A 25,253-nucleotide genomic window follows, 5' to 3' on the forward strand; every position below is an offset into this window, starting at 1 on the left:
CATGGGTCAGGAAACGTTTAAAATACTTGTCGTCGATGACGACGCGCGTTTGCGTAGTCTTTTAGAGCGCTATTTACACGAGCAAGGTTTTCAAGTGCGGGTGGCATCGGATGGCGAACAGATGGATCGACTGTTAACGCGAGAAAACTATCATTTGCTGGTACTCGACTTAATGTTACCTGGTGAAGACGGATTATCAATTTGTAAGCGGTTACGACAGTCTAACAACACCATCCCTGTCATTATGTTGACTGCCAAAGGCGATGAAGTCGACCGAATCATTGGCCTTGAACTGGGTGCCGATGACTATCTGGCAAAGCCGTTCAACCCACGCGAACTGTTGGCGCGTATTCGAGCGGTGCTGCGTCGTCGTGGCGTCGAAGCACCGGGTGCGCCATCGCAGGATGACCAAGAAATAACCTTTGGTACGTACCGACTGAACCTCGGAACCCGCGAAATGTTTGACGGTGATACACCCATGCCGCTAACCAGCGGTGAGTTTGCTGTACTCAAGGCTTTGGTGAGCCACCCTCGCGAACCTTTATCACGTGACAAGTTGATGAACTTGGCGCGGGGGCGAGACTACAGCGCGCTTGAACGTTCAATTGATGTGCAAGTATCACGTTTGCGCCGTATGCTTGAAACCGATCCAGCAAAACCGCGCTATATTCAAACGGTCTGGGGGTTAGGCTACGTATTTGTCCCGGACGGAAAACTTAAAAATTAATGAAACTGTTTCCCAAATCGGCGTTTGCTCGCACGGTAGGTTTGCTGGCGCTCGTTTTATTACTTAACCAAATGGTGTCTTATCTGATGGTGAGCAACTATGTTGTGAAGCCATCCATCGAGCAGATGTCACAATTGGTTGCTAAGCAAATCCGCACCATGTTCATTAGTGATCGTGTGCTGTCCAACCAGAACGAGTCACTTGCAGTGGCGTTTTATAATGCTACCGGCATTCGTGTTTTCTCCGATGAGCAAGCGCAGGATGAGGGGCTCGAGAAAACAACTTACTACGGTTATCTGTCGAGTTTAATGTCCAAGCACCTTGATGGTGTTGCCGAAGTGCGCGTCTCGCAAGGACAGGCATTCTATATTTGGGTGAAACCTCCACAAGCTCCTCGTTATTGGGTGCGAGTTCCCTTAGAAAGTATTCATTCTGGCGAGTTTTCGCCGCTTATCGTTTACCTTATTGTCATCGGTGTATTAAGTGTCCTGGGTGGGATTATGTTTGCAAACTGGCTTAATCGTCCGCTCAAAGCGTTGGAAACGGCTGCCCAACAAGTCGGTCGAGGCGAGTTTCCTGAGCAGTTGAGCGAACGAGGCGCCAGTGAGATTATGTCTGTAACCAAGGCTTTTAATCAGATGTCGCGTGGTATCAAGGAACTTGAGAACGACCGCAATCTGTTAATGGCCGGCGTATCTCACGACCTAAGAACACCACTGACGCGGATTCGTTTGGCCGCCGAGATGATGCCAACATCAGAAGATTATTTAGCGCAAGGCATTATCGAGGATGTTGATGATATGAACGATATTATCGATCAGTTTATTGACTACGTGCGTCTCGATCAGCAAGAGAAAGCCTCACGCGAGTCGCTTAACGAACTACTCGAACAAACCCTCGCTAACTTACCGGATAGTTGGGAAAAAACCTTTAGCGCGGATCTGGGTGATTGCCCGTTAGTTTGGGTCCGTCCGTTATCGATTAAACGTGTGGTGATTAATCTGTTAGAAAATGCAGAGCGTTACGGACACAGTAAGGCGTGTGTGCGTTCAGGATACGATAAGCAGCGGAAAACAGTCTGGTTCTCGGTCTCCGATGATGGCCCAGGCATCCCTGAAGAGCAGCAGCAGAACCTGTTTCAACCGTTCACTCAGGGTGATAAAGCACGAGGAGGCGTTGGTTCAGGTTTAGGTTTGGCGATCATCAAACGGATTGTGGATCGTCATAACGGCCGTATTACATTGCGAAATCAAGCCGAAGGCGGGCTTTGCGTGCGTATTGATTTGCCGCTTCGCAAAGCCCTCGCGAGTTAATTACCGAGCCGATTAATGCCGTTTAACGCGGCAACGCGGTAAGCCTCAGCCATGGTCGGGTAGTTGAAGGTGGTATTGACGAAGTAATCTACGGTATTACCGCCGTTCTTCTGTTCCATGATGGCTTGTCCAATGTGAATAATCTCTGAAGCGCGTTCGCCAAAGCAATGTAACCCCAGAATTTCACGTGACTCACGATGAAAGAGGATCTTTAAACAGCCCACATCGTTGCCAGATATCTGCGCCCGAGCAAGGTGTTTGAATTGCGCACGACCGACTTCATAAGGCACTTTGGCTTCAGTCAGTTCCTCTTCAGATTTGCCGACTGAGCTGATCTCCGGAATCGTATAAATGCCCGTTGGAATATTCGAAATCAAGGCTTTATCGCAGTTTCCGTGCAGCAACGCTGTGGCACAAATTCGACCTTGATCGTAGGCCGCGCTCGCGAGGCTTGGGTACCCGATGATATCGCCCACTGCGTAGATATTATCCACTTGTGTGCGATAGTTTTCATCGACTTCAAGCTGACCGCGATAATTCGGTTTTAAGCCGACGGCTTCGCAGTTAAGTGACTCAATGTTGCCCGAGCGACCATTAGCAAAAAGTAAGCAGTCAGCCTGCATCACTTTGCCCGATTTGGTTTTTAATACGACTTTGTCATCGTAACCACGGATACTCTCATATTCTTCATTATGGCGAATCACAACACCGTTGTTGCGTAAGTGATAACTCAAAGCATCAGATATTTCCGCGTCAAGAAACGAAAGTAAGCGCTCACGTTGGTTAATTAGATCAACCTTAACGCCCATACCACGGAAAATACTCGCATATTCACTACCAATTACACCTGCACCGTAAATCAGAATGTTTTTAGGGTCATGGTTAAGACTCAACACGGTGTCAGAGTCATAAATGCGCGGATGATCAAAATCAACATCGTCAGGGTGATACGGTCGAGAGCCGGTAGCAATCACAATCTGATCGACATTTAGAAAATCAAACGAGCCGTCACTTTTAGTGACTTTTAAACGATTTTGATCGATAAACGAAGCGTTTCCATGAATCACGGTCACGTGATTGCGGTCATAAAAAGATGAACGCAACTTCACCTGTTTACGGATGACACCCGATGCATAATGCAGGATTTGCGAGAATGTCATACCGCTTTGCCAGCCCACACCGGTAAACAGAGGACTGTTATTGTATTCAATCAGACGACTCACCGAATGGCGTAAAGCTTTTGACGGAATCGTGCCCCAATGCGTACAACCACCGCCGATGGAATCATGTCGCTCAATGACCGCGACTTTTTTGCCGTTTTTGGCAAGTTGCATAGCGGCGCCTTCACCGCCGGGCCCCGTCCCTATGACGGCAACATCAAAATTTGCTTCGGTTGCTTTATGCTTAGTCACCTTTCACCTCACTCCTGACCCTGCTTTAAATGCTCGTAGTATCATAACATTAGCGGCAGTTATGCGCCTAATGCGAATATTTTTGTCATGTTTAGCACTGGCTTTAGCGCTTTGACGCGTTATAGTAGGGTGAGAATAGGAGGAGCAGTACATGGCATCACGACAAGTTCCTAAAGTACTTAAACGCGAAGTAGTGGCGCAAAGTCGCTTGTTGCGTATTGAGGCGGTTGACCTCAAGTTCAGTAATGGCGAACAACGTCAGTTTGAACGCATGCAAGGCAGTGGCCGCGGTGCTGTTATGGTTGTCCCCTTTGTTGACGACAAACATATTATGCTAATACGTGAATACGCCGCAGGGTTACATGATTACCAACTGGGCTTCCCAAAAGGATTGATTGATCCCGGAGAGACGCCTGAGCAGGCAGCTCAGCGTGAGCTGAAGGAAGAAATTGGATTTGGTTGTGAGCAGCTAAATCGGCTATCAGAAGTGACAATGGCGCCGCAGTTTTTTTCCGCAAAAATGACGTTATTTACCGCGCGATCGCTCTTTCCTGAAAAGCTTGTAGGCGATGAGCCCGAACCTCTTGAACAAGTTGTTTGGCCCTTGGATAAGGTCGATGAACTTTTGGCACAGCCCGATTTTACAGAAGCACGCAGTGTCGCAGCGTTACTAATGACCTTACGTCAACTCGAAAAATAGAAGGTGTAAGCTGTGCAGTTTAGTTTAAATGAGATCGCCGACAAACTGGCTGAGGTGGCACGCGAGGCAGGTAACCTCATCATGGCGCTTTATGACAGTGGAGCCTTTGCCACCACCGAAAAGGCAGATGACTCACCCGTGACTACCGCCGATATTAAGGCGAGTGAATTCATTATTAACGAATTACAAAACGCCTTTCCCGATATTCCGGTATTGTCGGAGGAGAGCAGCCACGAAGCGTTGAGTACCCGTGCTCAATGGTCATCATATTTTTTGATCGATCCTATCGACGGTACTCAGGAGTTCATTGCGCGTTCGGGTGATTTTGCCGTAAACATTGCTTATGTGGAGCAGCGACAGCCTGCAATTGGTGTGATTTATTGGCCTCCTGGCGAGACACTGTATTCGGCGATCCGTGAGCAGGGCGCATTTAAATACGCTTTAGGCGAGAAAACGCCGATTTCAGTTCGTAAGCTTGAAGATCCTCGACATGACCCGTTGATTCTCGCCATTAGTCGTCGCCAACCGCGGCAAAAGGTGATGGCACGCATTCAAACTGAACGCGACATTCATCCGTTGCCAACGGGGAGTTGTTCACTCAAAGCGTGTTTCATCGCGGAAGGGAAAGCCGATTGCTTTCTGCGTTTAGGACCCACGGGTGAGTGGGATACCGCCGCATCACAAGTGATCGTGACCGAGGCGGGGGGCAGTTTATTAAATGAGAATTTTGAGCCGATCACCTACAACGAAACCGAAAGTTTGTTGAATCCGAATTTTTTCGTATTAGGTGACCCGCAAGTTGATTGGCAACAGGTATTTGTGGCACACCCACCTAACTTTCGCTGATATCACCCGTAACCGAGTCTTTGTCAACGATATCAACAGTCTCGTGTAACTCGGAGTATACCAACACCGCCTGACCGTCCTTTAGTCGCGCGCGCAATTGCTCAGCTTTTGTTTCTAAGCTGAGTTCGCGTTCACCATAATCGGTTCCTTCCCGCAATATGACAGCTTCAATAATATTATTCAGCGTCTCTGCATCGAGTTCTTGCCAAGGTATGATCATGCCTGTGCTGTCTCCTGTTCAGTGACCCAGTTTACTAAGCGTTGTGGTAGCCAGCTGTGAAAACCGCGTCGATAGTCGATAAAGCCCATATGACCGCCATGGGGATGCTGTTCATAACGCACATAGCTATTCATCTCATCGGTTTGAGGCACGACATCAGGACCTAAGAATGGGTCATCGGCGGCATGCACAATCAGTGTAGGTTGTTTGATACGGTTAAGAAACTGCTTGCCGCTGGCACGTTGGTAGTAGTCATGGACGTCTTTAAAACCATGGAGGGGGGCTGTTACCTTATCATCGAACTGCAAAAAGCTTTCCATCGAGGCCACATTAATATCTGCAAGCACATCACTGTCACTGAAGAGACCGCGTTTTTGTTTAGTGGTGAACTTTTGTTTAAGCGGTGTGAGTAGATACCGCCGATATAACTTCGAAAACCCATGGTCAATGCGCTGTGAACAGCTCATCAAGTCAAGCGGCGCACAACATATCGCTGCGCTGCTTATCGACTGAGCAATGTCGTGACTCATCAATTGTGCGAGCATATTGCCGCCTAAACTAAACCCAATTGCGTGAAGCTTACGATTGGGGTAGCGTTGGTTCAGTGCATTGATAACGGCAGTTGGGTCGCCGATGTCGCCTGAGTGATACGCGCGAGCTAATCGATTAATGGGTGTTTTACCGCAGCCTCGAAAGTGCATGACCACGGAGTCGATACCCTGATTCGCCAAAGCGTCCATCGTTTGCCATATATAAGGTGAATCGACCGAGCCTTCGAGGCCGTGAAACAACACGACTAATGGGCGATGACTATCCGGCGATGGTGTTCGATACCAACACAACTCGATAAAGTCGCCGTCGTCTAAAGCAAACACCTCCCACTCGCCATACCACTGTCGTTTACGATACACCATCCGTGGCAACAAGGTTTGCAGGTGCGCCGCACGTAACCAAGGTTGTGGGATAAATACATCGTTGTCATTCATGCAGATGTATCCTGTTCGAACGTTTCGGTCATCTCGGCCAATGCTTCTTCGGCCTCCATCCATTGGGTTTCTTGCTCTTCTTGGTCGGCTTGAAGACGCCGTTGGTCTGCCAGTAACTGATTCAGTTTTTCTTTGTTCTCGGCATCATAAATACTGCTATCGGCAAGTCCTTGGTGCACAACTTCGAGCGCTTTGGCAATTTTTTCCAATTGTTTTTCGCAATGCGCAATTGTGTCACGCAGCGGTTTAGTCGCCTTCCGGAACTCGGCTTCACGGCGTTTCTGCTCTTTTCGGTCAACCTTGGTGTCTTTTCCCTGCGCGGGGCTGCTGCCCGATTTTTCACGACGTTGTTTAGCTTGTTGCTCGAGCCAATCGTGATATTGGTCTAAATCGCCGGGGAATGGCTCAACACGTCCCTCATGGACACGATAAAACTCGTCGACCGTTGTGCGCAAAAGGTGGCGATCGTGCGAGACAACGATGAGTGCGCCTTCAAACGCTTGCAAGGCATTCACAAGCGCATCACGTAAGCCAATGTCGAGATGGTTAGTTGGCTCATCCAGTAATAACAGGTTGGGCTTTTGGTAAATAATGAGTGCTAACGCCAAGCGGGCTTTTTCACCGCCTGACATAGGCGCTACTGGTGCCAAGGCTTGATCGCCCGAAAAGCCAAATCCACCAATAAAATCACGTAATTGCTGTTCCGAAGCACGACCGTCCAAACGTTGTAAATGCAGTAAGGGTGATGCCTCGGGATCAAGTGCTTCTAACTGATGCTGAGCGAAGTAACCCACAGAAACGCCTTGACTCACAGTACGTTCGCCAGCGAGGAGATCGAGCGATCCTGACAAGGTCTTAATCAATGTTGACTTACCGGCGCCGTTACGTCCCAATAACCCCATGCGCGTGCCGGGCACCAAATTGAGCTTAATATCCTCAAGGATTACCGTATCGCCATAACCTGCCTTGACCTCGCGCATGTTGATCAAAGGGTTAGGTAATTTGGCGGGAGGTAAGAACTCAAAGTCGATACCCCGTTCGGCTTGCAAAGGGGCTTGCACTGATAGTTTTTCAATAGCTTTTAAACGGCTTTGTGCCTGTTTGGCTTTACTGGCTTTGTAACGAAACCGGTCAACATATGCCTGCATGTGCTTTTTAATGGCTTGTGCTTTTTCGTACTCACTTTGCTGTTGCATCAGGTGCTCGGCACGCTGGTGTTCAAATTGTGAATAGTTGCCGGTGTAGCTTGAAATTACCTGATTCTCGACATGTAAAATATCGGTTGCCACATTATCGAGGAAGTCACGGTCGTGGGAAATAATGACCAGTGTGCCTGAGTAACTTTTTAGCCAAGACTCGAGCCAAAAGATAGCATCAACGTCTAAGTGGTTAGTCGGCTCATCGAGTAACATGAGATCGGAGGGCGCAATCAACGCCTGGGCTAAGTTTAGACGCATCCGCCAGCCACCTGAGAATGCGCTGACAGGCTGTTCAATTTGCTCAGGTAAAAACCCTAACCCATCAAGTAACATGGCCGCGCGAGAGCGAATGTCGTACGCGCCTAACTGAGCAAGTTGCTCGTGACTGTGGGCGATGGCGTGACCATCTCCCGACGCCTCGGCTTCATTCAGTGCGCTCTCAGCTTTGCGAAAACCTTGGTCGCCGTCCATTACATAATCAATTGCCGAACGCGACAATGCGGGCGTTTCCTGTGCAACGCTTGCGATGCGCCACTCACTTGGCAGCTGCAATTCGCCTTGCTCAAGTTGGAGTTCGCCACGAAACAGGGCAAAAAGCGATGATTTGCCACAGCCATTTTTACCAATCAAACCGATCCGGTGTTGAGGGAAAATCGTAAAACTGGTATCCGAAAGCAGCGTCTTGCCGCCGCGCATCAATGAAATTTGATTGGCTTTTATCATGATTAATGCTTATTTAATCCTCGACTGCGAGCGTGTATGGGCGTCTGCCAATTACATGGGCTGACGGATACATCTATGGTAACATTGACGGAGTAGTTTATGACATAGGAGCTGTCGTGGCACGTCAAAAGAAACGATTTATTGCCGGTGCGACCTGTCCCAAGTGCGACAGTATGGACACCTTAATGCTGTTCATCGAAAACGATGTAGAGCAAGTCGAGTGCGTGAAATGCAAACACCGCTTTAGCGAACCCAAACAGCAAGGCACTGGCAGCGAGCGGGAGTTCGACCAAGTCATCGGGGTGTTTAAACCTGAGTGATTTATGCGTCGCGGGGGAGTCCTTTGCTGACTGCTCGCACGAGGCGTTTTAACTGTTGTGTAACCTGAGCGGCACCGCTGCGTTGCCGTTCTAACGCCCAGTCTATGTGTTCTTGCACCATTGCAGAGACCTCACCGCTCCGCCATTCAAGAGCCTCAATAACCGTTGCGTCTGCCTGCGCGTTACCCAGTGCGACTGCAATGTTGCGCAACCAACATTCGTGACCGATGCGACGAATCGGTGAACCTTGCAAGCGTTCGTTAAAGGTGTCCTCATCCCATTGCCATAACGAGAGTAACTCGGGCGTATGCAAATAATGGCGGGGATTAAAGTCCGCCTCGTCGGTGAGTTGTGCGTAGCGGTTCCACGGGCAAATCAGTTGGCAATCATCACATCCGTAGATTCGATTGCCCATCAAGGGGCGAAGATCTTCCGGAATGCTGCCTTTTAATTCTATCGTTAAATACGAAATACAGCGTCGCGCATCAAGTTCATAGGGCGCCACAATAGCTTGCGTTGGGCAAATTGTCATACATGCTGAGCAGCTACCGCAGGCTTCTTGTACGGGTTTGTCTGTGGGTAACGGTAAATTGATAAGCAGCTCACCCAGGAAAAACCAAGAACCGCTGTCTTTATCTAAGATCAGGGTGTGTTTGCCGGTCCATCCTAAACCCGCTTTCTCGGCAAGCGGTCGCTCTAAAATTGGGGCAGAGTCAACAAATGGACGAAAGTCAGCATCATCAAATTCGGCTTTGATTCTATCGCCCAATTGTTTAAGACGCTTACGTAGCAGTTTGTGATAATCACGACCTAAGGCGTAACGTGATATATACCCGAGTCGGTCGTTATTGAGTGTCTTGGCAAAACCGGCTTCAGCAGGTAAATAGTTCATCCTAACCGAAATGGCACGCACAGACCCTGGATGCAATTCGGCGGGCCGTGCACGTAGCATTCCATGGCGTTCCATAAAGCCCATTTCACCGTGATAGCCTTTATCTAACCATTTCTGTAAAGTAGCTTCATGCTTTTGTAAATCTAAGTCAGTGATGCCGACTTTTTGGAAGCCCAGTTCTTGGCCCCATTGCTTGATTTTTTGGGCTAATTGTTCAAGTTCTGACTGGGACAATTTAGAATGCATTGAAGAATTCGACATGGTGTTGGGAGCTTAAACATGGAAACGTCACAGACCACTAGTCTAGCACAGAGTTTATACTGTGCCGAACAGCTCCAGCGCAGTGAAGCCCGTGCTGGGGAGGCGGCAGGATATAGCTTAGCACAATTGATGTCGTTGGCCGGACGCGCGGTGTTTGAGCAATTACAACATCGCGTTGGTGCGGGCGCTCGTATTGCAATTTGCTGCGGCGAGGGTAATAACGGGGGAGATGGTTATATTGTCGCTCGCTTGGCCCATCAAGCAGGCTACAAAGTCGATGTCTATGCACTTAAGGCCAATACGAAACTCGATCACACGGGTAATGAACCTGCTTTACAAGCTCGTCAGGCATGTCGTGAGCTCGGTCTTACCGAGCAGCCCTTGCTCGACTGTTTGTCGTGTTCCCCCGACCTTGTCATCGATGCGGTATTTGGTATTGGCCTGAGCCGTCCGCTTGAGGGTGAACTGGCCGAGTGGGTCAGAAAACTGAAGCAATCGCGAGTGCCCGTACTGGCAGTGGATATTCCTTCGGGGATTGACGCGGATACTGGGACTGTCATGGGTGAAGCGGTTATCGCTGAAACCACGGTGACAATGATTGCGTACAAGCGCGGGCTGTTTACCGGGGCAAGTCGGAACCACGTAGGGCACTTAGTGTTAGCGGACTTAGGTGTGGGTCAGCACTTTGTGCAATTAGAAAAGTCTGACTGGCGCAGGGTCACAGATAATCCATATCCGTGGTTAGGTGAGCGCCCTATTGGTGCCCATAAAGGTGATAACGGTCATGTCTTGATTGTTGGCGCGGGGCCTGGAATGCCAGGCGCGTCGGTGCTTGCGATGTTAGCGGCGTTGCGTGCAGGTGCGGGAAAAGTATCGGTCGCCTGCCATCCAAGCAATGTGAGTATTATTGCAAGCCAACAGCCTGAGGCGATGGTTCATGGGATTGAACAACCGGAGCAGTTGACGAGTTTACTTGATGCGGCATCAGCAATCGTAGTGGGGCCGGGGCTTGGGCGTGATGAATGGGCGTTTAATATCTATCGGGCGTGTATGGCGGTTAACACCTGCAAAGTGATTGACGCGGATGCGTTGTATTGGCTGGCGCACGACCCTGTGCAAAGCTCACAATTGATTTTAACACCGCACCCTGGTGAGGCCGCGCGTTTATTAAAGTGTCGAACGCAAGATATTGAAAAAGATCGTTTTGCACATGCGTTATCATTGCACAATCAGTATCATGCACAGGTTGTGTTAAAGGGCGCTGGCAGCTTGATTAGCTCCTCGCGAGGCAACTGGCTTGTCGATAGGGGCTCACCGGCGATGGCTTCCGGAGGCATGGGCGACTGTCTGGCCGGGCTGATCGGTGCTCTGGTGGCGCAGGGGCTAGCACCTGCACAAGCACTGACTGCAGGTGTGTATTGGCATGCAGTCGCAGGCGAGGAAGCGGGCGCAGAGGGCGTACGGGGAACACTCGCGAGTGATTTAATGCCAATTATTCGTAAATTAGTGAACGGTTGGATGCCGGAGTAGTCGTAGCAAATGAACAAACGAGTAAAACACTTTTTAGCTGATGAAACAGCCACCCAAGCTTGGGCAACGCAGTTAGCCCAGCACGCTAAGGCACCATTAGTGATATTTTTAAACGGGCCGTTAGGTGCTGGAAAGACGGCAATCAGTCGTGGCTTTATTCAAGCATTGGGTCATGCGGGGGCAGTGAAAAGCCCGACCTATACCTTAGTTGAGCCTTATGAATTGGGCGCTGTTGCGGTATACCATTTTGATCTATACCGTTTGGCTGATCCCGAAGAGCTCGAATTTATGGGTATTCGTGATTATTTCTCGGAGCGCAGTATAAGCCTTGTAGAATGGCCCGAACGAGGTGATGGATGGTTGCCGCCGGCGGATATTGTGATTAACCTAGAGTATAAAGACCAAGGGCGTGCGCTTGAGTGTATTGCCCAGACACCTGTGGGTGAACAAATCGTTGCACAACTAATATAATGATGAAAACGTTATACCGTTCGATAACTGCTCTCTTTTTCGTATTCTTGGTAAGCCCTGTGTGGGCGATCCAGAATGCCATCGAAAGTGTGCGCGTTTGGCCATCGCCCGACAAAACGCGAATCGTTTTCGACTTAAGCCAAGCACCTGATTACAGTTACTTTAAGCTTTACCAAAGCGCTCCTTATCGTATTGTGATTGATTTTAGCGGCACGGGATTAAACGCTGACTTAAAAAACTTGGCAAACGAGTCGTTGTTGGTCAATAAAGTGCGCACCAGCACACCGAAGAATGCCCAATCAACCCGTATCGTTATCGAACTGAACAAAACCGCAGAATTTGAAGTGTTCCCGCTACCCGCCAATGAACGTTATAACGACCGTCTTGTGGTGGATATCAAAGGTAAATCAATTGAGCGCAGCGGTCCGGCGAAATCGATTGATGAACTGAAAGACCGAAAAATCACCATTGCAGTCGATGCGGGGCACGGCGGTGATGATCCAGGCTCAATAGGTCCGAGCGGAACTTATGAAAAAACAGTCGTACTGAATATTGCGCGAGCGCTAGCCAAGATGATCAATGATGACCCTAGCATGCAAGCCTACTTGGTCCGTACGGGCGACTATTACTTGGGTCTTAATGACCGACCACAAAAGGCATGGGATGCTAAGGCTGACTTTTTTGTTTCGGTTCATGCTGATGCATTTCGCACGCCACAGCCGCGCGGGGGCTCGGTGTGGGTGTTATCAAAACGCCGTGCGGATTCCGAAATTGGTCGTTGGTTAGAAACCCGTGAACGCCAATCAGAATTGCTCGGCGGCGCCGAAGCAATTATCCAGAGTAATAGCCATGAACCGTTTTTGGCGCAAACCTTGTTGGATATGTCGATGGACCGTTCAATTGCGGGAGCGTATAGCGCGGCTCGGCATATTATCGATGAGATGAGTAGTGTCACTAAAATGCACAAAACAGCCCCGCAAGCGGCGAGTTTGGCGGTATTAAAATCGCCAGATAAACCCTCTATTTTGGTTGAGACGGGCTTCATTTCGAATCCGCATGAAGAACGATTATTGTTAAGTAACAGCCATCAACAAAAGCTGGCGCGCGCGATTTATAACGGAATTAGACGGTATTTTATTAACAACCCCATTGAAAACACGCTGCTCGCACAGCAGGCATCGATGGAGTATACGGTCAAATCGGGCGACTCTTTATCGGAAATTGCTGAACGCTACGGCACGACCGTTAAAGCAATTAAACGCGAAAATCAATTACGCAGCGATGTCGTTCGCATTGGTCAAAAGCTTACAATTCCGAGAAACTGATGCCGATTAAACAGCTACCGGTCGAGCTAGCCAACCAGATCGCAGCGGGTGAAGTGGTCGAGCGACCGGCTTCAATTGTCAAAGAGCTCGTCGAGAACGCTCTGGATGCCAATGCCACTCAACTGACCATCGATATCGATGCAGGTGGCGCGAAGCGCATTCGTATCCGTGATAACGGCTCAGGTATTGCACACGACGAGCTTGCGCTGGCGCTGAGTCGACATGCGACCAGCAAGATAGCCGATATTGATGATTTAGAGGCGATTACCAGCCTAGGATTTCGCGGCGAGGCACTTGCTAGTATTAGCTCGGTATCACGGCTTCGTTTAGTCTCTAAGCCCGCGACACAACCCGAAGCATGGCAGGCTTGGGCAGAGGGTAAGGATATGCAGGTCCGCATCGAACCTGCGTCGCACCCTGACGGTACCACCGTCGATATCCAAGATGTTTTTTATAACACCCCCGCCAGACGTAAATTCTTGCGCACGGATAAAACCGAGTTTAGTCACATCGACGAGGTCATTAAGCGGATTGCGTTGAGCCGTTGGGATGTGGATATCACCGTTAACCATAACGGTAAGCGTGTGCGCCACTATCCAGCCGTTCGCGAACAACAGCAAGCACACTTAAGACGTCGGTTAGCGAAGGTCTGCGGTTCGTCGTTTGCGCAAGATGCGCTTTATTTTCAACAGCAGACACATGATATGCAGATTGAAGGTTGGCTCGCCGCGCCAGAGCAATGTCGTTACCAGGGGGATGTGCAGTACAGCTTTGTTAATGGCCGGATGATGAAAGATAAGCTAATTAATCATGCGATTAGACAAGCTTACGAATCATTTTTAACCGCCGAGCGTGTCCCCACATTTGCGATTTATCTGAAGTTGCCTGCGGACCAGGTTGATGTAAATGTGCACCCAGCTAAACACGAAGTGCGCTTTCATCAGCAACGCCAAGTGCATGATTTTATATTACAGACAGTCAAGCAGTTGTTATTTGCACATAACCAGTCGCAAATTGATCACGACGCCGCTGAGCCGAGTGGCGAGCCGACATCAAGCCGCGCTCAATACCCCAACGATACGCGCGCATCAGGCCATCAGTATCAGCAGGATCGTGCCTCAACAGTGCAAACGCCCGTATCGAGACTTGCTACAGGTGAACCAAAAGCGCATGCAAATCAGGCTAACAGGGTTGGTTTGGGTGCCTCGATTCTACCGAACGCCGTCCAACTCGATGGTGACGCGAGACAATGGCGTGTCGTGGATGTGTTTCAGGGCCGCTTTGCGATTATTCGCCGCGATGAACAACCTGCCTGGCTCGATCTGGTAGGCGTCCAGAAGCAACTATTGAGACCACAAATCAAACAGCAGTTACAGCACGGTATGGCAGGTCAGCCGTTATTGGTTGAGCAAAAGATTAATCTCACGGATACCGATTGGAATAAACAGCGCGTATCCGCGTTGGCTGAGCAACTGGCGCATTGTGGCGTGAAATTTTATTGGCAAGGACAGGCACTCATTGTCGAGCAAATGCCCTCGATGTTGCGGCGTAAAAATATTCCGCACAGTGTACTGCAGCTGTTAGCCGCATGTGAGCAAGGCGAGGAGGCGGTTGTCGTGTTGCTGGCGGATGCGGCTGCTGAATCAACCTTATCTAAAGCACAAGCTGAGCACTGGTGTCAGCAATGGCAAAAGCAACTTAACAGCACGCCCGATCTGCTATCCACGCTTAAGGTTCCGCACATCAATGAAACTTAATACCCATCCAGCGGTTATCTGCATCTACGGCCCCACAGCGGCTGGCAAAACAGCGCTTTCAATAGCGCTTGCGCAGCAGGTGAACGGTGAAGTCGTGTCAGTGGATTCGGCATTAATTTATCGCGGTATGGACATTGGTACCGCTAAACCGAGTCAAACAGAACGGCAAGGCGTTCCGCACCACCTAATCGATATTTGTGATCCTGCAGAGTCTTACTCGGCATCAGAGTTTCAGCGCGATGCGACCGCGCTTATCGAGGACATTTTAGCGCGCGGACGCACGCCGATCCTGATTGGCGGTACGATGCTCTATTTTAAAGCGCTACTTGAGGGAATGTCGGCATTGCCCGAATCAGATGAGCATACGCGCCGGCAATTACAAGCTGAGTTGGACAACGAGGGATTAGCCGCACTTCATCAGCGCCTCGCTCAAGTCGATCCCGAAGCGGCTGCACGCATTCATCCAAATGATCCGCAACGCACACTCCGCGCGCTGGAGATTTATCACTTGTCTGGAAAACCCATGACTGAGTTAGTGCAACAGCGGCAAGGTGCATTGAAATATCCCGTTTACCAATTTGCGGTAGCGCCTGAGCAACGGGCGGTATTGCATGAGCGTATCGCACAGCGTTATGAGCAGATGTTAGCAGCGGGCTTTCAGCAGGAAGTTGAGAAACTCTTTGAACGCTCCGATTTGCACCCCGACCTGCCATCAATACGTAGCGTAGGTTATCGGCAAATGTGGCAATACCTTGCTGGCGAATTGAGTTATGATGAGATGAAAGAACGTGGCATTATCGCAACGCGACAGCTCGCTAAGCGGCAATTGACGTGGTTACGCGGCTGGCCAGGCGTGCATTGGTTGGACACCTTTGCGCATGATAAACTCGAACAAGTCTGCGCGCGACTGCTGCAGCCCACTGAAAAGTTTTCGATAAAAGATTGAAAAATAAAGAATCGCCCTAAGATCAAAGTTTGTGTATGCAGCGTATGTTATGGCATGTTTAAGTTGCAAAATTTTACCGTTGGTCTAGGGTGAGTAGTAGGTTCTACCAGTTAACTGACCACTCATTTGACTTGGATATTAATAACAAAAAAAGGAATCCGCCATGGCGAAAGGGCAAACGCTTCAAGACCCGTTTTTAAATGCGCTACGTCGCGAGAAAGTACCTGTTTCAATTTATCTTGTAAATGGCATTAAGCTACAAGGTCAAATTGAATCGTTTGATCAGTTTGTTGTGTTATTGAAGAATACCGTAAGCCAAATGGTTTACAAGCACGCCATTTCGACTGTTGTGCCAGCACGTATTCCGCAAAACTATCTGCCCCAGCAAGGCGTACACAACCAAGGTGACATTGAAGAATAAATCAGAGTGAGGAGGTCTACACACGTTGTTCGACAGATATGAAGGTGGCGATTATGCCGTATTGGTTCACATGGACCTGCCCGCCGAAGTCGATAGAGAAGACCTCTCCGAACTTCATTTATTAGCAAGCTCAGCAGGCGTTGAAGCGCTGGGCGTTGTGACGGCTTCGCGCAGTGCGCCTAACCCAAAATACTTTGTTGGGAGTGGCAAAGCAGAAGAAATCGCCGAGCAAGTGCAGGCGTTAGAAGCCAATATTGTCATTTTTAACCACGCCTTATCGCCCACTCAAGAGCGTAACCTCGAGAAAATCTGCAAATGTCGCGTATTAGATCGTACGGGTCTGATACTGGATATCTTTGCGCAGCGTGCTCGCACGCACGAGGGTAAACTGCAGGTTGAGCTTGCTCAGTTGCGTCATATTTCGACGCGCTTGGTGCGCGGTTGGACGCACTTAGAGCGACAAAAGGGTGGTATCGGCTTGCGCGGTCCCGGTGAAACACAGCTCGAGACCGACCGACGTCTTATTCGCGGCCGAATAAAAAACATTTTACGCCGGCTTGAGAAAGTCCAGAAACAACGCGAGCAGGGTCGACGCGCACGCCAACGTGCTGAAATTCCAACAGTGAGTTTAGTCGGCTATACTAACGCGGGTAAGTCAACGTTATTTAATACCATGACTGAGTCAGGGGTTTATGCTGCTGACCAACTGTTTGCGACACTTGATCCAACATTACGGAAGCTAGAAATCGAAGACGTAGGTCGAATTATTCTAGCTGACACGGTCGGGTTTATTCGCCATTTACCCCACGATCTCGTCGCTGCATTTAAAGCGACGCTGCAAGAAACACAGGAAGCTGACTTGCTGTTGCATGTGGTAGATGTCGCAGACGAGCATCAGCAAAGTAATATTGAGCAAGTTACTGAGGTATTGACAGAGATCGATGCGGGCGAAGTGCCCCAGTTAATGATTTGCAACAAAATTGATAAACTGGAGGATTCCTTACCACGTATTGATAGAGATGATGATGGCAAGCCCATTCGTGTGTGGGTATCCGCTCAGGCAAACGTGGGCATTGAACTGATTTTTGAGGCACTGAAGGAGCGGCTGGGTCCTCAAATGGTCAATTTAAGCTTAAAATTGCCACCATCTATGGGTAAACTGCGTGGTACGCTGTATCAACTTAATAGTGTTTCGGCAGAACGTATTGATGAGCAAGGTGCATTAGAGCTTGATGTAAAAATGTCGGTAGTGGACTGGAACAAGCTACAGAAAGAATACGACAACCGACTCGACAACTATATTCAGTAATCGATTTTTTTAACTTTAACGGAGTCATCCATGGCATGGAACCAACCGGGGAACGGCGGCAACAAAGACCGCGACCCATGGAAAAACCAAGGGGGCAATGACCAAGGTCCCCCCGATCTCGATGAGGCATTACGCAAGTTCTTCGCCAAGTTGGGTTTAGGTGGAAACAAAGGCAGTGGCGGTAGCGGTAAGTCAGGCATCCCCGCAAAGGGTGTCGGCATTATTGCTGTACTCGCTGTTATTATCTGGTTTATTGCTGGTTTTTATACAGTCAAAGAAGCTGACCGAGGTGTTGTATTGCGTTTCGGCAACTTCCACACGCTGGTGGAGTCAGGCTTGCACTGGCGTCCAGTGTTTATCGATACAGTCGAGCACGTGGACGTTAACAACATTCGTTCGGATAGTACCGAAGGGTTCATGTTAACGCAGGACGAGAACGTGGTCGTGGTACAACTGGATGTTCAGTATCGTATCGTTGACCCACGCAACTACTTGTTCAACGTCGATAACGCGGACCAAGTCTTGTCTCGTGCAACCGACAGTGCGTTGCGTTATGTCGTAGGTCACACAACGATGGACGAGGTTCTCACACGAGGACGTGAAGACGTTCGCGCACGCACGCTTGATTTACTTGAGCGTACTATCGACCCATATTCGATGGGTCTGCAAATCGTGGATATCAACCTACTTCCTGCGCGTCCACCAGAAGAGGTAAAAGAAGCCTTTGATGATGCGATTGCCGCGCAAGAGGATGAAGAACGCTTTATTCGTGAAGCTGAGGCGTATGCACGCGAAGTTGAGCCGCTAGCACGTGGTCAAGTGCGTCGTATGTTGCAAGAAGCGCAAGCCTATAAAGAGCAGATTACGCTAGAGGCACAGGGTGAGGTTGCACGCTTTAACGAACTGTTACCGCAGTACAAAAACGCGCCGCAGGTTACTCGTGAGCGTATCTACTTAGATACCTTACAAGACCTCTACGCTAAAACACCGAAAGTGTTGGTCGATGTTGAAGGCAGCAATAACATGATGTACCTGCCCCTCGACAAGATTCTTGAAAAGCAAGGAAGAAGGGTCAATGACCTATCGCCTTTGCGTGTACCAACCGACTCAAACATGAATCAATCAGGCAACAGCGGTAATAGCTCGAGCAGCGGTACTGATTCTGGTCGTACAAATACGCGTGGCGGGGGTCGATAATTATGAAAAATTTAATCGCAATTATTGTAGTAGTGCTCGTCGCCTTAGGTCTGTCGTCTCTTTATGTTGTTAAAGAGGGTGAGCGCGCCATTCTTATCCAGTTTGGTAAAGTTGAGCGTAACGCCGAGACAGGCGAGGCAATGGTCTTTGAACCGGGTCTGCATTTTAAAATACCGTTTATTGAGCAAGTAAAGCGCTTAGATGCGCGCTTACAAACCTTAGACGGTGACCCTGATCGCTTTGTTACCAGTGAGAAGAAAGACTTGATCGTTGATACCTACGTGATGTGGCGTATCAATGACTTCTCGACCTTCTACCTGAGTACTAATGGCGGTAACAAGATGCAGGCAGAAGCGTTGCTGACACGCCGTATTAACAGCGGTTTACGTAGCGAGTTTGGTAGTCGTACGATCTCGGACATCGTCTCAGGTGAACGTGATGAGTTGATGCGTGAAGCGTTAATCAAAGGTGCAGAAAGCGCATCAGATTTGGGCGTTGAAGTCGTTGACGTGCGTGTGATGCAGATTAACTTACCTGATGAGGTAAGTCAGTCAATCTACCAACGCATGCGTGCTGAGCGTCAAGCTGTGGCAACTGAGCATCGCTCAGAGGGTCGTGAGCAAGCTGAAATCATCCGTGCAGATGTCGACGCACGTGTCACGGTTATGTTGGCCGATGCTAAACGTCAGTCACGCCAATTACGTGGTGAGGGTGATGCGCAAGCTGCGAAGATTTACGCAGATTCGTATCAGCAAGACCCAGAGTTCTTTGCATTTATTCGCAGCATGCAAGCATACAGCGAATCATTCAGCTCGGGATCAGATGTCCTCGTACTTGATGCGGAAAGCGATTTCTTCCGCTATCTACAGGATATTCAAGGCGAACCTAAAGAGTAAGCCGACCTTAAGAAAAGCCCGCGTTATCGCGGGCTTTTTTATGTCCATATACAAACCGAGCGCAACAGGGTAAAATTACGTCGATTTTTTTTAAGCGGGGCAAACATGAGTCAAAACGTCGTGATTCTAGGCACCCAATGGGGTGACGAGGGTAAAGGTAAGATTGTCGATCTACTGACAGATAAGGCAGCATTGGTGGTGCGTTATCAAGGGGGTCACAATGCCGGTCATACATTGGTTATCGATGGTGAAAAAACCGTACTTCATTTAATTCCATCAGGCATTTTACGCGCAAACGTACAATGCGTGATCGGTAATGGTGTAGTGCTGTCACCTGAAGCCTTAATGGAAGAAATGGACATGTTAGAGGCGCGTAACGTGCCTGTAAAAGAACGTCTTCGCATTAGTGAGGCTTGCCCACTTATCCTGCCTTTCCATATTGCACTCGACCAAGCACGTGAACGTGCTCGCGGCAAAGAGGCAATTGGTACTACGGGTCGAGGTATCGGACCTGCATATGAGGATAAAGTCGCACGTCGTGGTTTGCGCGTGGGTGATTTATTCAATGCAGCACGCTTGGAAGATAAGTTAAAAGAGTTGACCGATTTCCATAACTTTGCGTTGACCAAGCTCTATAACGAACCCGCGATTGATTTTGACGTTGTGTTAAAGCAGTGCAAAGAGTTCGCTGAACTATTAAAGCCGATGGTCGCTGACGTACCGGCGTTGCTTGATAAAGCACGTAAAAACGGTGAAGAGATCATGTTTGAAGGCGCGCAAGGTACCTTGCTTGATATCGACCATGGTACCTACCCTTACGTGACTTCATCTAACACTACCGCAGGTGGCGTGGCTACCGGCGCTGGCTTCGGTCCGCGTTACATCGATTACGTATTGGGTATTGTGAAAGCCTATACGACTCGTGTCGGTAGTGGACCTTTCCCAACAGAACTGGATTGTGAAGTGGGTCAGCACCTCGGCGTTAAAGGCCATGAATTTGGTGCGACCACGGGGCGTAAACGTCGTACAGGTTGGTTAGATGCTGTGGCGATGCGTCGCGCAGTGCAAATTAACTCTGTCAGTGGCTTCTGTTTAACCAAACTCGATGTCCTCGATGGTTTAGATGAATTGAAGATTTGTACTAGCTACAAACTGCCTGACGGCACCATCAGTGAATATCCACCGATGGCTGCTGAAGATTACGAGGCAGTAGAGCCTGTGTATGAGACGCTGCCAGGTTGGCAACAGAGCACCGTAGGTGTGACTGAGCACAATCAATTACCGCCGCAGGCACTGGCTTACATTGCTCGTATAGAAGCGCTGACTGGCGTACCAGTCGACATTATCTCGACCGGTCCTGATCGTAAAGAAACGATTGTTTTGCGTCACCCGTTCGCAAAATAAAATAGGCGTTGCCTTGTTGCAGAAAAGCCTGCAATAAGGCAAACTTATCCAAATATTGGTTACAAAACAGTCGAATTAGGCAAAAACTAACCAATCACATCAAAAACTTAAAAAAAATCGCGCAAAGCTATTGCACTATCAAATTTAGTACCATAGAATGCGCTCCACCTAACCGGGGTGCCGGCATAGCTCAGCTGGTAGAGCAACTGACTTGTAATCAGTAGGTCGGGAGTTCGACTCTCTCTGCCGGCACCAATTCAAATTGCACTTTTTGGGAGGGGTTCCCGAGCGGTCAAAGGGATCAGACTGTAAATCTGACGGCTCAGCCTTCGCAGGTTCGAATCCTGCCCCCTCCACCACGCAATTCTTGGTTTTGAGGTGGCCCAATGTTTCAGCGGGTGTCGTATAGTGGCTATTACCTCAGCCTTCCAAGCTGATGACGCGGGTTCGATTCCCGCCACCCGCTCCAAACAATCCAGTGCTGATATAGCTCAGTTGGTAGAGCGCACCCTTGGTAAGGGTGAGGTCGGCGGTTCGAATCCGCCTATCAGCACCACGTCATCAATGGCTACTCTCTAACCGTTTCCGGTATGCAACATCGTTGCTAGGTACACCCAACAGAATTTTGTTAGAGAGGCTGCAATGTCTAAAGAAAAATTTGAACGTTCTAAGCCGCACGTAAACGTCGGCACCATTGGTCACGTTGACCACGGTAAAACTACCTTAACCGCTGCTATTACGACAGTTCTGGCTAAAGTCTATGGTGGTGCGGCGAAAGACTTCGCAGCCATCGATAACGCGCCAGAAGAGAAAGAGCGTGGTATCACCATCTCAACTTCACACGTTGAGTATGACACCCCAACTCGTCACTACGCGCACGTCGACTGTCCTGGACACGCTGACTACGTTAAAAACATGATCACTGGTGCTGCTCAGATGGACGGCGCGATCTTGGTAGTAGCGGCAACAGACGGCCCAATGCCACAAACGCGTGAGCACATCTTGTTGTCACGTCAGGTAGGCGTACCTTTCATCGTAGTATTCATGAACAAATGTGACATGGTAGACGATGAAGAGTTGTTGGAATTGGTAGAAATGGAAGTTCGTGAACTGTTATCAGAATACGAATTCCCAGGCGACGACTTGCCAGTTATCCAAGGTTCAGCACTTAAAGCGCTAGAAGGCGACGAAGAGTGGTCGAAGAAGATTGTAGAACTAGCTGACGCGCTAGACAACTACATCCCAGAGCCAGAGCGTGATATCGATAAGCCGTTCATCATGCCAATCGAAGACGTATTCTCGATTTCAGGTCGTGGTACAGTAGTAACTGGTCGTGTCGAGCGTGGTATCGTTCGCACAGGTGACGAGTGTGAAATCGTAGGTATGAAAGATACCATGAAGACCACAGTGACCGGTGTAGAGATGTTCCGTAAGTTGCTAGACGAAGGTCGTGCAGGTGAGAACATCGGTGCCTTGTTGCGTGGTACTAAGCGTGACGAAGTAGAGCGTGGTCAAGTATTGGCGAAGCCAGGTACAATCACTCCGCACACTAAGTTCGAAGCAGAAGTCTACGTACTGAGCAAAGACGAAGGTGGCCGTCACACGCCATTCTTTAAAGGCTATCGTCCACAGTTCTACTTCCGTACAACGGACGTAACAGGTGCTGTAGAATTGCCAGAAGGCGTAGAAATGGTCATGCCAGGCGACAACTTGAAGTTCGTTGTAGAGCTAATCGCTCCAATCGCAATGGACGAAGGCTTGCGTTTCGCAATCCGTGAAGGTGGTCGTACTGTAGGTGCAGGCGTTGTATCTAAGATCATCGACTAATTAAACGTTTAGACGTTTAACAAAACCCGGCTTCGGCCGGGTTTTTTGTTGTCAATCCACACCAAAACCATAAACGCTGAGCTTGCGCCGAGCGCAGTCTTAGGTATAATACCGCGTCCAATCCTGTGTCGAGTTCGTCTCACCAGGACAAAAGGGGTGTAGTTCCAATTGGTAGAACAGCGGTCTCCAAAACCGACGGTTGGGGGTTCGAATCCCTCCACCCCTGCCAAACGAATTCAAATGGTTTCGTAAGAGCGAAATGGCCAATCGCAAATTGGGAATAAATAATGAGCGCAAACAAAGATACGCAAAGCAGTTCATTCGATAGTGTAAAATGGATTGTCACGGTTCTGTTACTTGCAGCAGCAGTGATCGGTAACCACTATTACACTGAAGAAGTATCCGTACTGTATCGCGCGATTGCCGTGGTAGTACTGGTTGCTTTAGCTGGCTTTACTGCTGCAGCGACCGCTAAAGGTAAACGATTTTTATCATTCGCCAAAGAAAGCCGTACCGAAGTGCGCAAAGTGGTTTGGCCATCGCGTCAGGAAGCCACTCAAACTACACTTATCGTTGTAGTAGCAACCGTCATCGTTGCTTTAGTTCTTTGGGGTCTAGATGGAATTCTTGTTAGACTAGTCAGCTTCATCACCGGTTTGGAGATTTAACGCATGAGCGATAATAAACGTTGGTACGTTGTACAAGCATTTTCCGGTTTTGAGGCGCGCGTAGCTGAATCTCTTAAAGAACATGTCAAGATGCATGGCATGGAAGACAAATTCGGCGAGATCTTAGTACCTAAAGAAGAAGTCGTTGAAATGCGTGGCGGAAAGCGTCGCAAGAGTGAACGTAAATTCTTCCCAGGTTATGTGCTCGTTGAGATGGTTATGGATGACGAAACGTGGCACTTGATTAAGAGTGTTCCGCGTGTACTAGGCTTTATTGGTGGTAGCAGCGATCGTCCTACGCCGATTTCTAAGAAAGAAGCCGATGCTATTCTTGATAGACTTCAAGATTCGCAAGACAAGCCGAAACCAAAAACATTGTTCGAGCCAGGCGAAGTGGTACGTGTCAACGACGGTCCATTTGCCGACTTCAATGGTACTGTCGAAGAAGTGGATTACGAGAAAAGCCGCTTAACCGTATCGGTCTCGATTTTTGGTCGTGCGACCCCTGTCGAGCTTGAGTTTAGCCAGATCGAAAAATCCTGATCAAAAAATCAGCAATATTGATTGATCGAGTACGCGAATTATCGTATAATTCGCGTCCTTTTTTAACGGGAAGCCGATTGAGTAACGTGACTCTGAAACGTTACGAGGCGTTAAACCCACAACAGAGGTAAATATCATGGCGAAAAAAGTATCAGCCATTATTAAATTGCAGGTAGCTGCTGGTTCAGCTAACCCGTCACCGCCAGTTGGTCCTGCGTTGGGTCAACATGGTGTGAACATCATGGAATTCTGTAAGGCGTTCAACGCACAGACTGACAACTTGGAAAAAGGCGCGCCTGTTCCAGTTGAAATCACTGTGTTTGAAGACCGTTCTTTCACGTTCATCACTAAAACTCCACCAGCATCTTTCTTATTGAAGAAAGCAGCTGGCATCAAGAGTGGTTCTGGCCGTCCTAACACTGAAAAAGTGGGCACGGTAACTCGCGCGCAATTAGAAGAAATCGCGAAAACTAAAGAACCCGATCTAACTGCTGCTGACTTAGACGCAGCTGTACGCACTATCGCCGGCTCTGCTCGCGCGATGGGCTTGAACGTGGAGGGCTAAGACATGGCTAAATTAACTAAGCGCGCTCGCATTATCCGTGAGAAAGTAGAAGCCCGCGATTACGAAGTAAACGAAGCGATCACGCTATTGAAAGAATTGGCGACTGCTAAATTTACTGAAAGTGTTGATGTTTCTGTTAACCTTGGCATTGATGCTCGTAAATCGGACCAAAACGTTCGTGGCGCAACTGTATTGCCTAACGGTACAGGTCGTGACGTTCGCGTTGCTGTCTTCACCTCTGGCGCTAACGCTGATAAAGCGAAAGAAGCAGGTGCCGACATCGTTGGTATGGAAGACTTAGCTGCACAAGTTAAGAAAGGCGAAATGAACTTCGACGTAGTTGTTGCTTCTCCTGATGCAATGCGCGTTGTTGGTCAGTTAGGCCAAATCTTGGGCCCACGTGGTCTGATGCCTAACCCTAAAACGGGTACTGTAACACCAGACGTTGCCACTGCAGTTAAGAATGCAAAAGCAGGTCAGGTTCGCTACCGTAACGATAAAAACGGCATCATCCACGCGACTATCGGTCGTGTAGATTTTGACAACGACAAGTTGAAAGAAAACTTAGAAGCGTTGTTAGCTGCGTTGAAGAAAGCGAAGCCTTCTTCAGCTAAAGGCGTATATATCAAGCGCATTAGCCTCTCAACTACGATGGGTGCTGGTGTAGCGATTGACCAGGGTTCTGTCAGCGCTGGTTAATAAAGGTTTGTGGGTTGGAGCTGCGGCCGATTGCTCAAAAGGCATGAAGCATGGCTCCCATCCAAGACCGTAGGTGTACCGCAGGAAATTTGCGGC

Annotated in this window: 25 protein-coding genes and 5 tRNA genes; 25 read left to right on the plus strand and 5 right to left on the minus strand. The window is 49.1% G+C overall.

Features of this window, described 5'->3' with window-relative positions; all coding sequences use genetic code 11:
• Position 1: 1 nt before the first annotated feature.
• Positions 2-727: an osmolarity response regulator transcription factor OmpR gene (gene ompR / locus DFP83_RS10010; RefSeq protein WP_110575315.1), complete on the plus strand. Its 726-nt coding sequence runs from the start codon at positions 2-4 to the stop codon at positions 725-727.
• Positions 727-2,040, plus strand: a complete 1,314-nt coding sequence (gene envZ, locus DFP83_RS10015) for a two-component system sensor histidine kinase EnvZ (RefSeq protein WP_110575317.1) — start codon at positions 727-729, stop codon at positions 2,038-2,040. Before ompR ends, envZ begins: the two co-directional genes overlap by 1 nt.
• On the opposite strand, the gene sthA is transcribed toward envZ, so the two are convergent.
• Positions 2,037-3,452, minus strand: coding sequence for a Si-specific NAD(P)(+) transhydrogenase (sthA, locus tag DFP83_RS10020; RefSeq protein ID WP_110575319.1), 1,416 nt, complete (start codon positions 3,450-3,452; stop codon positions 2,037-2,039). The two genes, envZ and sthA, sit on opposite strands and share 4 nt — an antisense overlap.
• A 151-nt stretch (positions 3,453-3,603) precedes the next feature.
• On the opposite strand from sthA, the gene nudE reads away from it, so the two are divergent.
• Both nudE and cysQ read left to right on the plus strand, forming a co-directional pair.
• A complete protein-coding gene (gene nudE / locus DFP83_RS10025) occupies positions 3,604-4,152 on the plus strand; it encodes an ADP compounds hydrolase NudE (protein ID WP_110575321.1) in 549 nt (182 codons plus the stop codon).
• Between the two features lie 12 nt (positions 4,153-4,164).
• Positions 4,165-4,998 carry a 3'(2'),5'-bisphosphate nucleotidase CysQ gene (gene cysQ / locus DFP83_RS10030; protein WP_110575323.1) on the plus strand — a complete coding sequence of 278 codons (834 nt, stop codon included), beginning with the start codon at positions 4,165-4,167 and terminating at the stop codon, positions 4,996-4,998.
• On the opposite strand, the gene DFP83_RS10035 is transcribed toward cysQ, so the two are convergent.
• Genes DFP83_RS10035 through DFP83_RS10045 form a run of 3 tightly spaced genes read right to left on the minus strand, consistent with a single transcriptional unit; the run spans position 4,985 to position 8,126 of the window.
• Positions 4,985-5,218 (minus strand): YheU family protein, encoded by a 234-nt coding sequence (locus DFP83_RS10035; RefSeq protein ID WP_110575325.1) that lies wholly within the window; start codon positions 5,216-5,218, stop codon positions 4,985-4,987. The genes cysQ and DFP83_RS10035 overlap by 14 nt on opposite strands.
• Positions 5,215-6,204 (minus strand): hydrolase, encoded by a 990-nt coding sequence (locus DFP83_RS10040; RefSeq protein ID WP_110575327.1) that lies wholly within the window; start codon positions 6,202-6,204, stop codon positions 5,215-5,217. Before DFP83_RS10040 ends, DFP83_RS10035 begins: the two co-directional genes overlap by 4 nt.
• Entirely contained in the window at positions 6,201-8,126 is a 1,926-nt protein-coding gene (locus DFP83_RS10045) for an ATP-binding cassette domain-containing protein (protein WP_181416404.1), read from the minus strand. Before DFP83_RS10045 ends, DFP83_RS10040 begins: the two co-directional genes overlap by 4 nt.
• A gap of 116 nt (positions 8,127-8,242) precedes the next feature.
• Between DFP83_RS10045 and DFP83_RS10050 the strand changes: the two genes are divergently transcribed.
• Positions 8,243-8,446 carry a YheV family putative zinc ribbon protein gene (locus DFP83_RS10050; RefSeq protein ID WP_040487456.1) on the plus strand — a complete coding sequence of 68 codons (204 nt, stop codon included), beginning with the start codon at positions 8,243-8,245 and terminating at the stop codon, positions 8,444-8,446.
• A 1-nt stretch (position 8,447) separates the two neighbouring features.
• Here the strand turns inward: DFP83_RS10050 and queG are convergent, their stop codons facing one another.
• Positions 8,448-9,599 carry a tRNA epoxyqueuosine(34) reductase QueG gene (gene queG / locus DFP83_RS10055; protein ID WP_241971623.1) on the minus strand — a complete coding sequence of 384 codons (1,152 nt, stop codon included), beginning with the start codon at positions 9,597-9,599 and terminating at the stop codon, positions 8,448-8,450.
• A gap of 18 nt (positions 9,600-9,617) precedes the next feature.
• On the opposite strand from queG, the gene DFP83_RS10060 reads away from it, so the two are divergent.
• From DFP83_RS10060 to rplA, 20 genes are all read left to right on the plus strand, one after another.
• Positions 9,618-11,129, plus strand: a complete 1,512-nt coding sequence (locus tag DFP83_RS10060) for an NAD(P)H-hydrate dehydratase (protein WP_110575331.1) — start codon at positions 9,618-9,620, stop codon at positions 11,127-11,129.
• A 9-nt stretch (positions 11,130-11,138) separates the two neighbouring features.
• Positions 11,139-11,600, plus strand: a complete 462-nt coding sequence (tsaE, locus tag DFP83_RS10065) for a tRNA (adenosine(37)-N6)-threonylcarbamoyltransferase complex ATPase subunit type 1 TsaE (RefSeq protein WP_110575333.1) — start codon at positions 11,139-11,141, stop codon at positions 11,598-11,600.
• Positions 11,600-12,925 (plus strand): N-acetylmuramoyl-L-alanine amidase, encoded by a 1,326-nt coding sequence (locus DFP83_RS10070; protein ID WP_110575335.1) that lies wholly within the window; start codon positions 11,600-11,602, stop codon positions 12,923-12,925. The genes tsaE and DFP83_RS10070 overlap by 1 nt, the downstream gene beginning before the upstream one ends.
• Entirely contained in the window at positions 12,925-14,682 is a 1,758-nt protein-coding gene (gene mutL / locus DFP83_RS10075) for a DNA mismatch repair endonuclease MutL (protein ID WP_110575337.1), read from the plus strand. The genes DFP83_RS10070 and mutL overlap by 1 nt, the downstream gene beginning before the upstream one ends.
• Positions 14,672-15,628 carry a tRNA (adenosine(37)-N6)-dimethylallyltransferase MiaA gene (miaA, locus tag DFP83_RS10080; RefSeq protein ID WP_110575339.1) on the plus strand — a complete coding sequence of 319 codons (957 nt, stop codon included), beginning with the start codon at positions 14,672-14,674 and terminating at the stop codon, positions 15,626-15,628. Before mutL ends, miaA begins: the two co-directional genes overlap by 11 nt.
• A gap of 163 nt (positions 15,629-15,791) precedes the next feature.
• Positions 15,792-16,049, plus strand: a complete 258-nt coding sequence (gene hfq, locus DFP83_RS10085; RefSeq protein WP_110575341.1) for an RNA chaperone Hfq — start codon at positions 15,792-15,794, stop codon at positions 16,047-16,049.
• Between the two features lie 25 nt (positions 16,050-16,074).
• Positions 16,075-17,358 carry a ribosome rescue GTPase HflX gene (gene hflX / locus DFP83_RS10090; RefSeq protein WP_110575344.1) on the plus strand — a complete coding sequence of 428 codons (1,284 nt, stop codon included), beginning with the start codon at positions 16,075-16,077 and terminating at the stop codon, positions 17,356-17,358.
• Between the two features lie 30 nt (positions 17,359-17,388).
• On the plus strand, positions 17,389-18,555 hold the full coding sequence (gene hflK / locus DFP83_RS10095) for an FtsH protease activity modulator HflK (protein ID WP_110575346.1): 1,167 nt from the start codon (positions 17,389-17,391) through the stop codon (positions 18,553-18,555).
• Between the two features lie 2 nt (positions 18,556-18,557).
• Positions 18,558-19,451 carry a protease modulator HflC gene (gene hflC / locus DFP83_RS10100; RefSeq protein ID WP_110575348.1) on the plus strand — a complete coding sequence of 298 codons (894 nt, stop codon included), beginning with the start codon at positions 18,558-18,560 and terminating at the stop codon, positions 19,449-19,451.
• Between the two features lie 105 nt (positions 19,452-19,556).
• Positions 19,557-20,855 carry an adenylosuccinate synthase gene (locus DFP83_RS10105; RefSeq protein WP_110575350.1) on the plus strand — a complete coding sequence of 433 codons (1,299 nt, stop codon included), beginning with the start codon at positions 19,557-19,559 and terminating at the stop codon, positions 20,853-20,855.
• Between the two features lie 179 nt (positions 20,856-21,034).
• Positions 21,035-21,110: transfer RNA gene (locus DFP83_RS10110), tRNA-Thr, on the plus strand.
• A gap of 19 nt (positions 21,111-21,129) precedes the next feature.
• Positions 21,130-21,214 (plus strand) — tRNA-Tyr (locus tag DFP83_RS10115).
• A 35-nt stretch (positions 21,215-21,249) separates the two neighbouring features.
• Positions 21,250-21,324, plus strand: a tRNA-Gly gene (locus tag DFP83_RS10120).
• A gap of 11 nt (positions 21,325-21,335) precedes the next feature.
• Positions 21,336-21,411 (plus strand) — tRNA-Thr (locus tag DFP83_RS10125).
• An 86-nt stretch (positions 21,412-21,497) separates the two neighbouring features.
• Entirely contained in the window at positions 21,498-22,682 is a 1,185-nt protein-coding gene (tuf, locus tag DFP83_RS10130; RefSeq protein WP_110575352.1) for an elongation factor Tu, read from the plus strand.
• A gap of 152 nt (positions 22,683-22,834) precedes the next feature.
• Positions 22,835-22,911: transfer RNA gene (locus DFP83_RS10135), tRNA-Trp, on the plus strand.
• 58 nt (positions 22,912-22,969) lie between these two features.
• Complete coding sequence (secE, locus tag DFP83_RS10140) at positions 22,970-23,350, plus strand: preprotein translocase subunit SecE (protein WP_110575354.1); 381 nt, start codon at positions 22,970-22,972, stop codon at positions 23,348-23,350.
• 3 nt (positions 23,351-23,353) lie between these two features.
• The gene (nusG, locus tag DFP83_RS10145; protein ID WP_071464294.1) at positions 23,354-23,893 is read left to right on the plus strand and encodes a transcription termination/antitermination protein NusG; all 540 of its coding nucleotides are present in this window, start codon (positions 23,354-23,356) and stop codon (positions 23,891-23,893) included.
• Positions 23,894-24,029: 136 nt separating this feature from the next.
• A complete protein-coding gene (gene rplK, locus DFP83_RS10150; RefSeq protein ID WP_110575356.1) occupies positions 24,030-24,458 on the plus strand; it encodes a 50S ribosomal protein L11 in 429 nt (142 codons plus the stop codon).
• A gap of 3 nt (positions 24,459-24,461) precedes the next feature.
• Complete coding sequence (rplA, locus tag DFP83_RS10155) at positions 24,462-25,157, plus strand: 50S ribosomal protein L1 (RefSeq protein WP_110575358.1); 696 nt, start codon at positions 24,462-24,464, stop codon at positions 25,155-25,157.
• Positions 25,158-25,253: the final 96 nt, after the last annotated feature.

Origin of the sequence: Idiomarina fontislapidosi, from assembly GCF_003226255.1 — a bacterium.
GTDB lineage: Bacteria > Pseudomonadota > Gammaproteobacteria > Enterobacterales > Alteromonadaceae > Idiomarina > Idiomarina fontislapidosi.

Excerpts from the sequence above, each read along its gene's own strand:
- DFP83_RS10045 (WP_181416404.1), bottom strand. The coding sequence starts at position 8,126 with ATGATAAAAGCCAATCAAATTTCATTGATGCGCGGCGGCAAGACGCTG.
- nusG (WP_071464294.1), top strand. The coding sequence starts at position 23,354 with ATGAGCGATAATAAACGTTGGTACGTTGTACAAGCATTTTCCGGTTTT.
- miaA (WP_110575339.1), top strand. The coding sequence starts at position 14,672 with ATGAAACTTAATACCCATCCAGCGGTTATCTGCATCTACGGCCCCACA.
- hflK (WP_110575346.1), top strand. The coding sequence starts at position 17,389 with ATGGCATGGAACCAACCGGGGAACGGCGGCAACAAAGACCGCGACCCA.
- queG (WP_241971623.1), bottom strand. The coding sequence starts at position 9,599 with ATGTCGAATTCTTCAATGCATTCTAAATTGTCCCAGTCAGAACTTGAA.
- nudE (WP_110575321.1), top strand. The coding sequence starts at position 3,604 with ATGGCATCACGACAAGTTCCTAAAGTACTTAAACGCGAAGTAGTGGCG.
- mutL (WP_110575337.1), top strand. The coding sequence starts at position 12,925 with ATGCCGATTAAACAGCTACCGGTCGAGCTAGCCAACCAGATCGCAGCG.
- DFP83_RS10035 (WP_110575325.1), bottom strand. The coding sequence starts at position 5,218 with ATGATCATACCTTGGCAAGAACTCGATGCAGAGACGCTGAATAATATT.
- envZ (WP_110575317.1), top strand. The coding sequence starts at position 727 with ATGAAACTGTTTCCCAAATCGGCGTTTGCTCGCACGGTAGGTTTGCTG.
- secE (WP_110575354.1), top strand. The coding sequence starts at position 22,970 with ATGAGCGCAAACAAAGATACGCAAAGCAGTTCATTCGATAGTGTAAAA.
- rplA (WP_110575358.1), top strand. The coding sequence starts at position 24,462 with ATGGCTAAATTAACTAAGCGCGCTCGCATTATCCGTGAGAAAGTAGAA.
- tsaE (WP_110575333.1), top strand. The coding sequence starts at position 11,139 with ATGAACAAACGAGTAAAACACTTTTTAGCTGATGAAACAGCCACCCAA.
- hfq (WP_110575341.1), top strand. The coding sequence starts at position 15,792 with ATGGCGAAAGGGCAAACGCTTCAAGACCCGTTTTTAAATGCGCTACGT.
- DFP83_RS10060 (WP_110575331.1), top strand. The coding sequence starts at position 9,618 with ATGGAAACGTCACAGACCACTAGTCTAGCACAGAGTTTATACTGTGCC.
- tuf (WP_110575352.1), top strand. The coding sequence starts at position 21,498 with ATGTCTAAAGAAAAATTTGAACGTTCTAAGCCGCACGTAAACGTCGGC.
- hflC (WP_110575348.1), top strand. The coding sequence starts at position 18,558 with ATGAAAAATTTAATCGCAATTATTGTAGTAGTGCTCGTCGCCTTAGGT.
- DFP83_RS10070 (WP_110575335.1), top strand. The coding sequence starts at position 11,600 with ATGATGAAAACGTTATACCGTTCGATAACTGCTCTCTTTTTCGTATTC.
- DFP83_RS10105 (WP_110575350.1), top strand. The coding sequence starts at position 19,557 with ATGAGTCAAAACGTCGTGATTCTAGGCACCCAATGGGGTGACGAGGGT.
- rplK (WP_110575356.1), top strand. The coding sequence starts at position 24,030 with ATGGCGAAAAAAGTATCAGCCATTATTAAATTGCAGGTAGCTGCTGGT.
- DFP83_RS10040 (WP_110575327.1), bottom strand. The coding sequence starts at position 6,204 with ATGAATGACAACGATGTATTTATCCCACAACCTTGGTTACGTGCGGCG.
- ompR (WP_110575315.1), top strand. The coding sequence starts at position 2 with ATGGGTCAGGAAACGTTTAAAATACTTGTCGTCGATGACGACGCGCGT.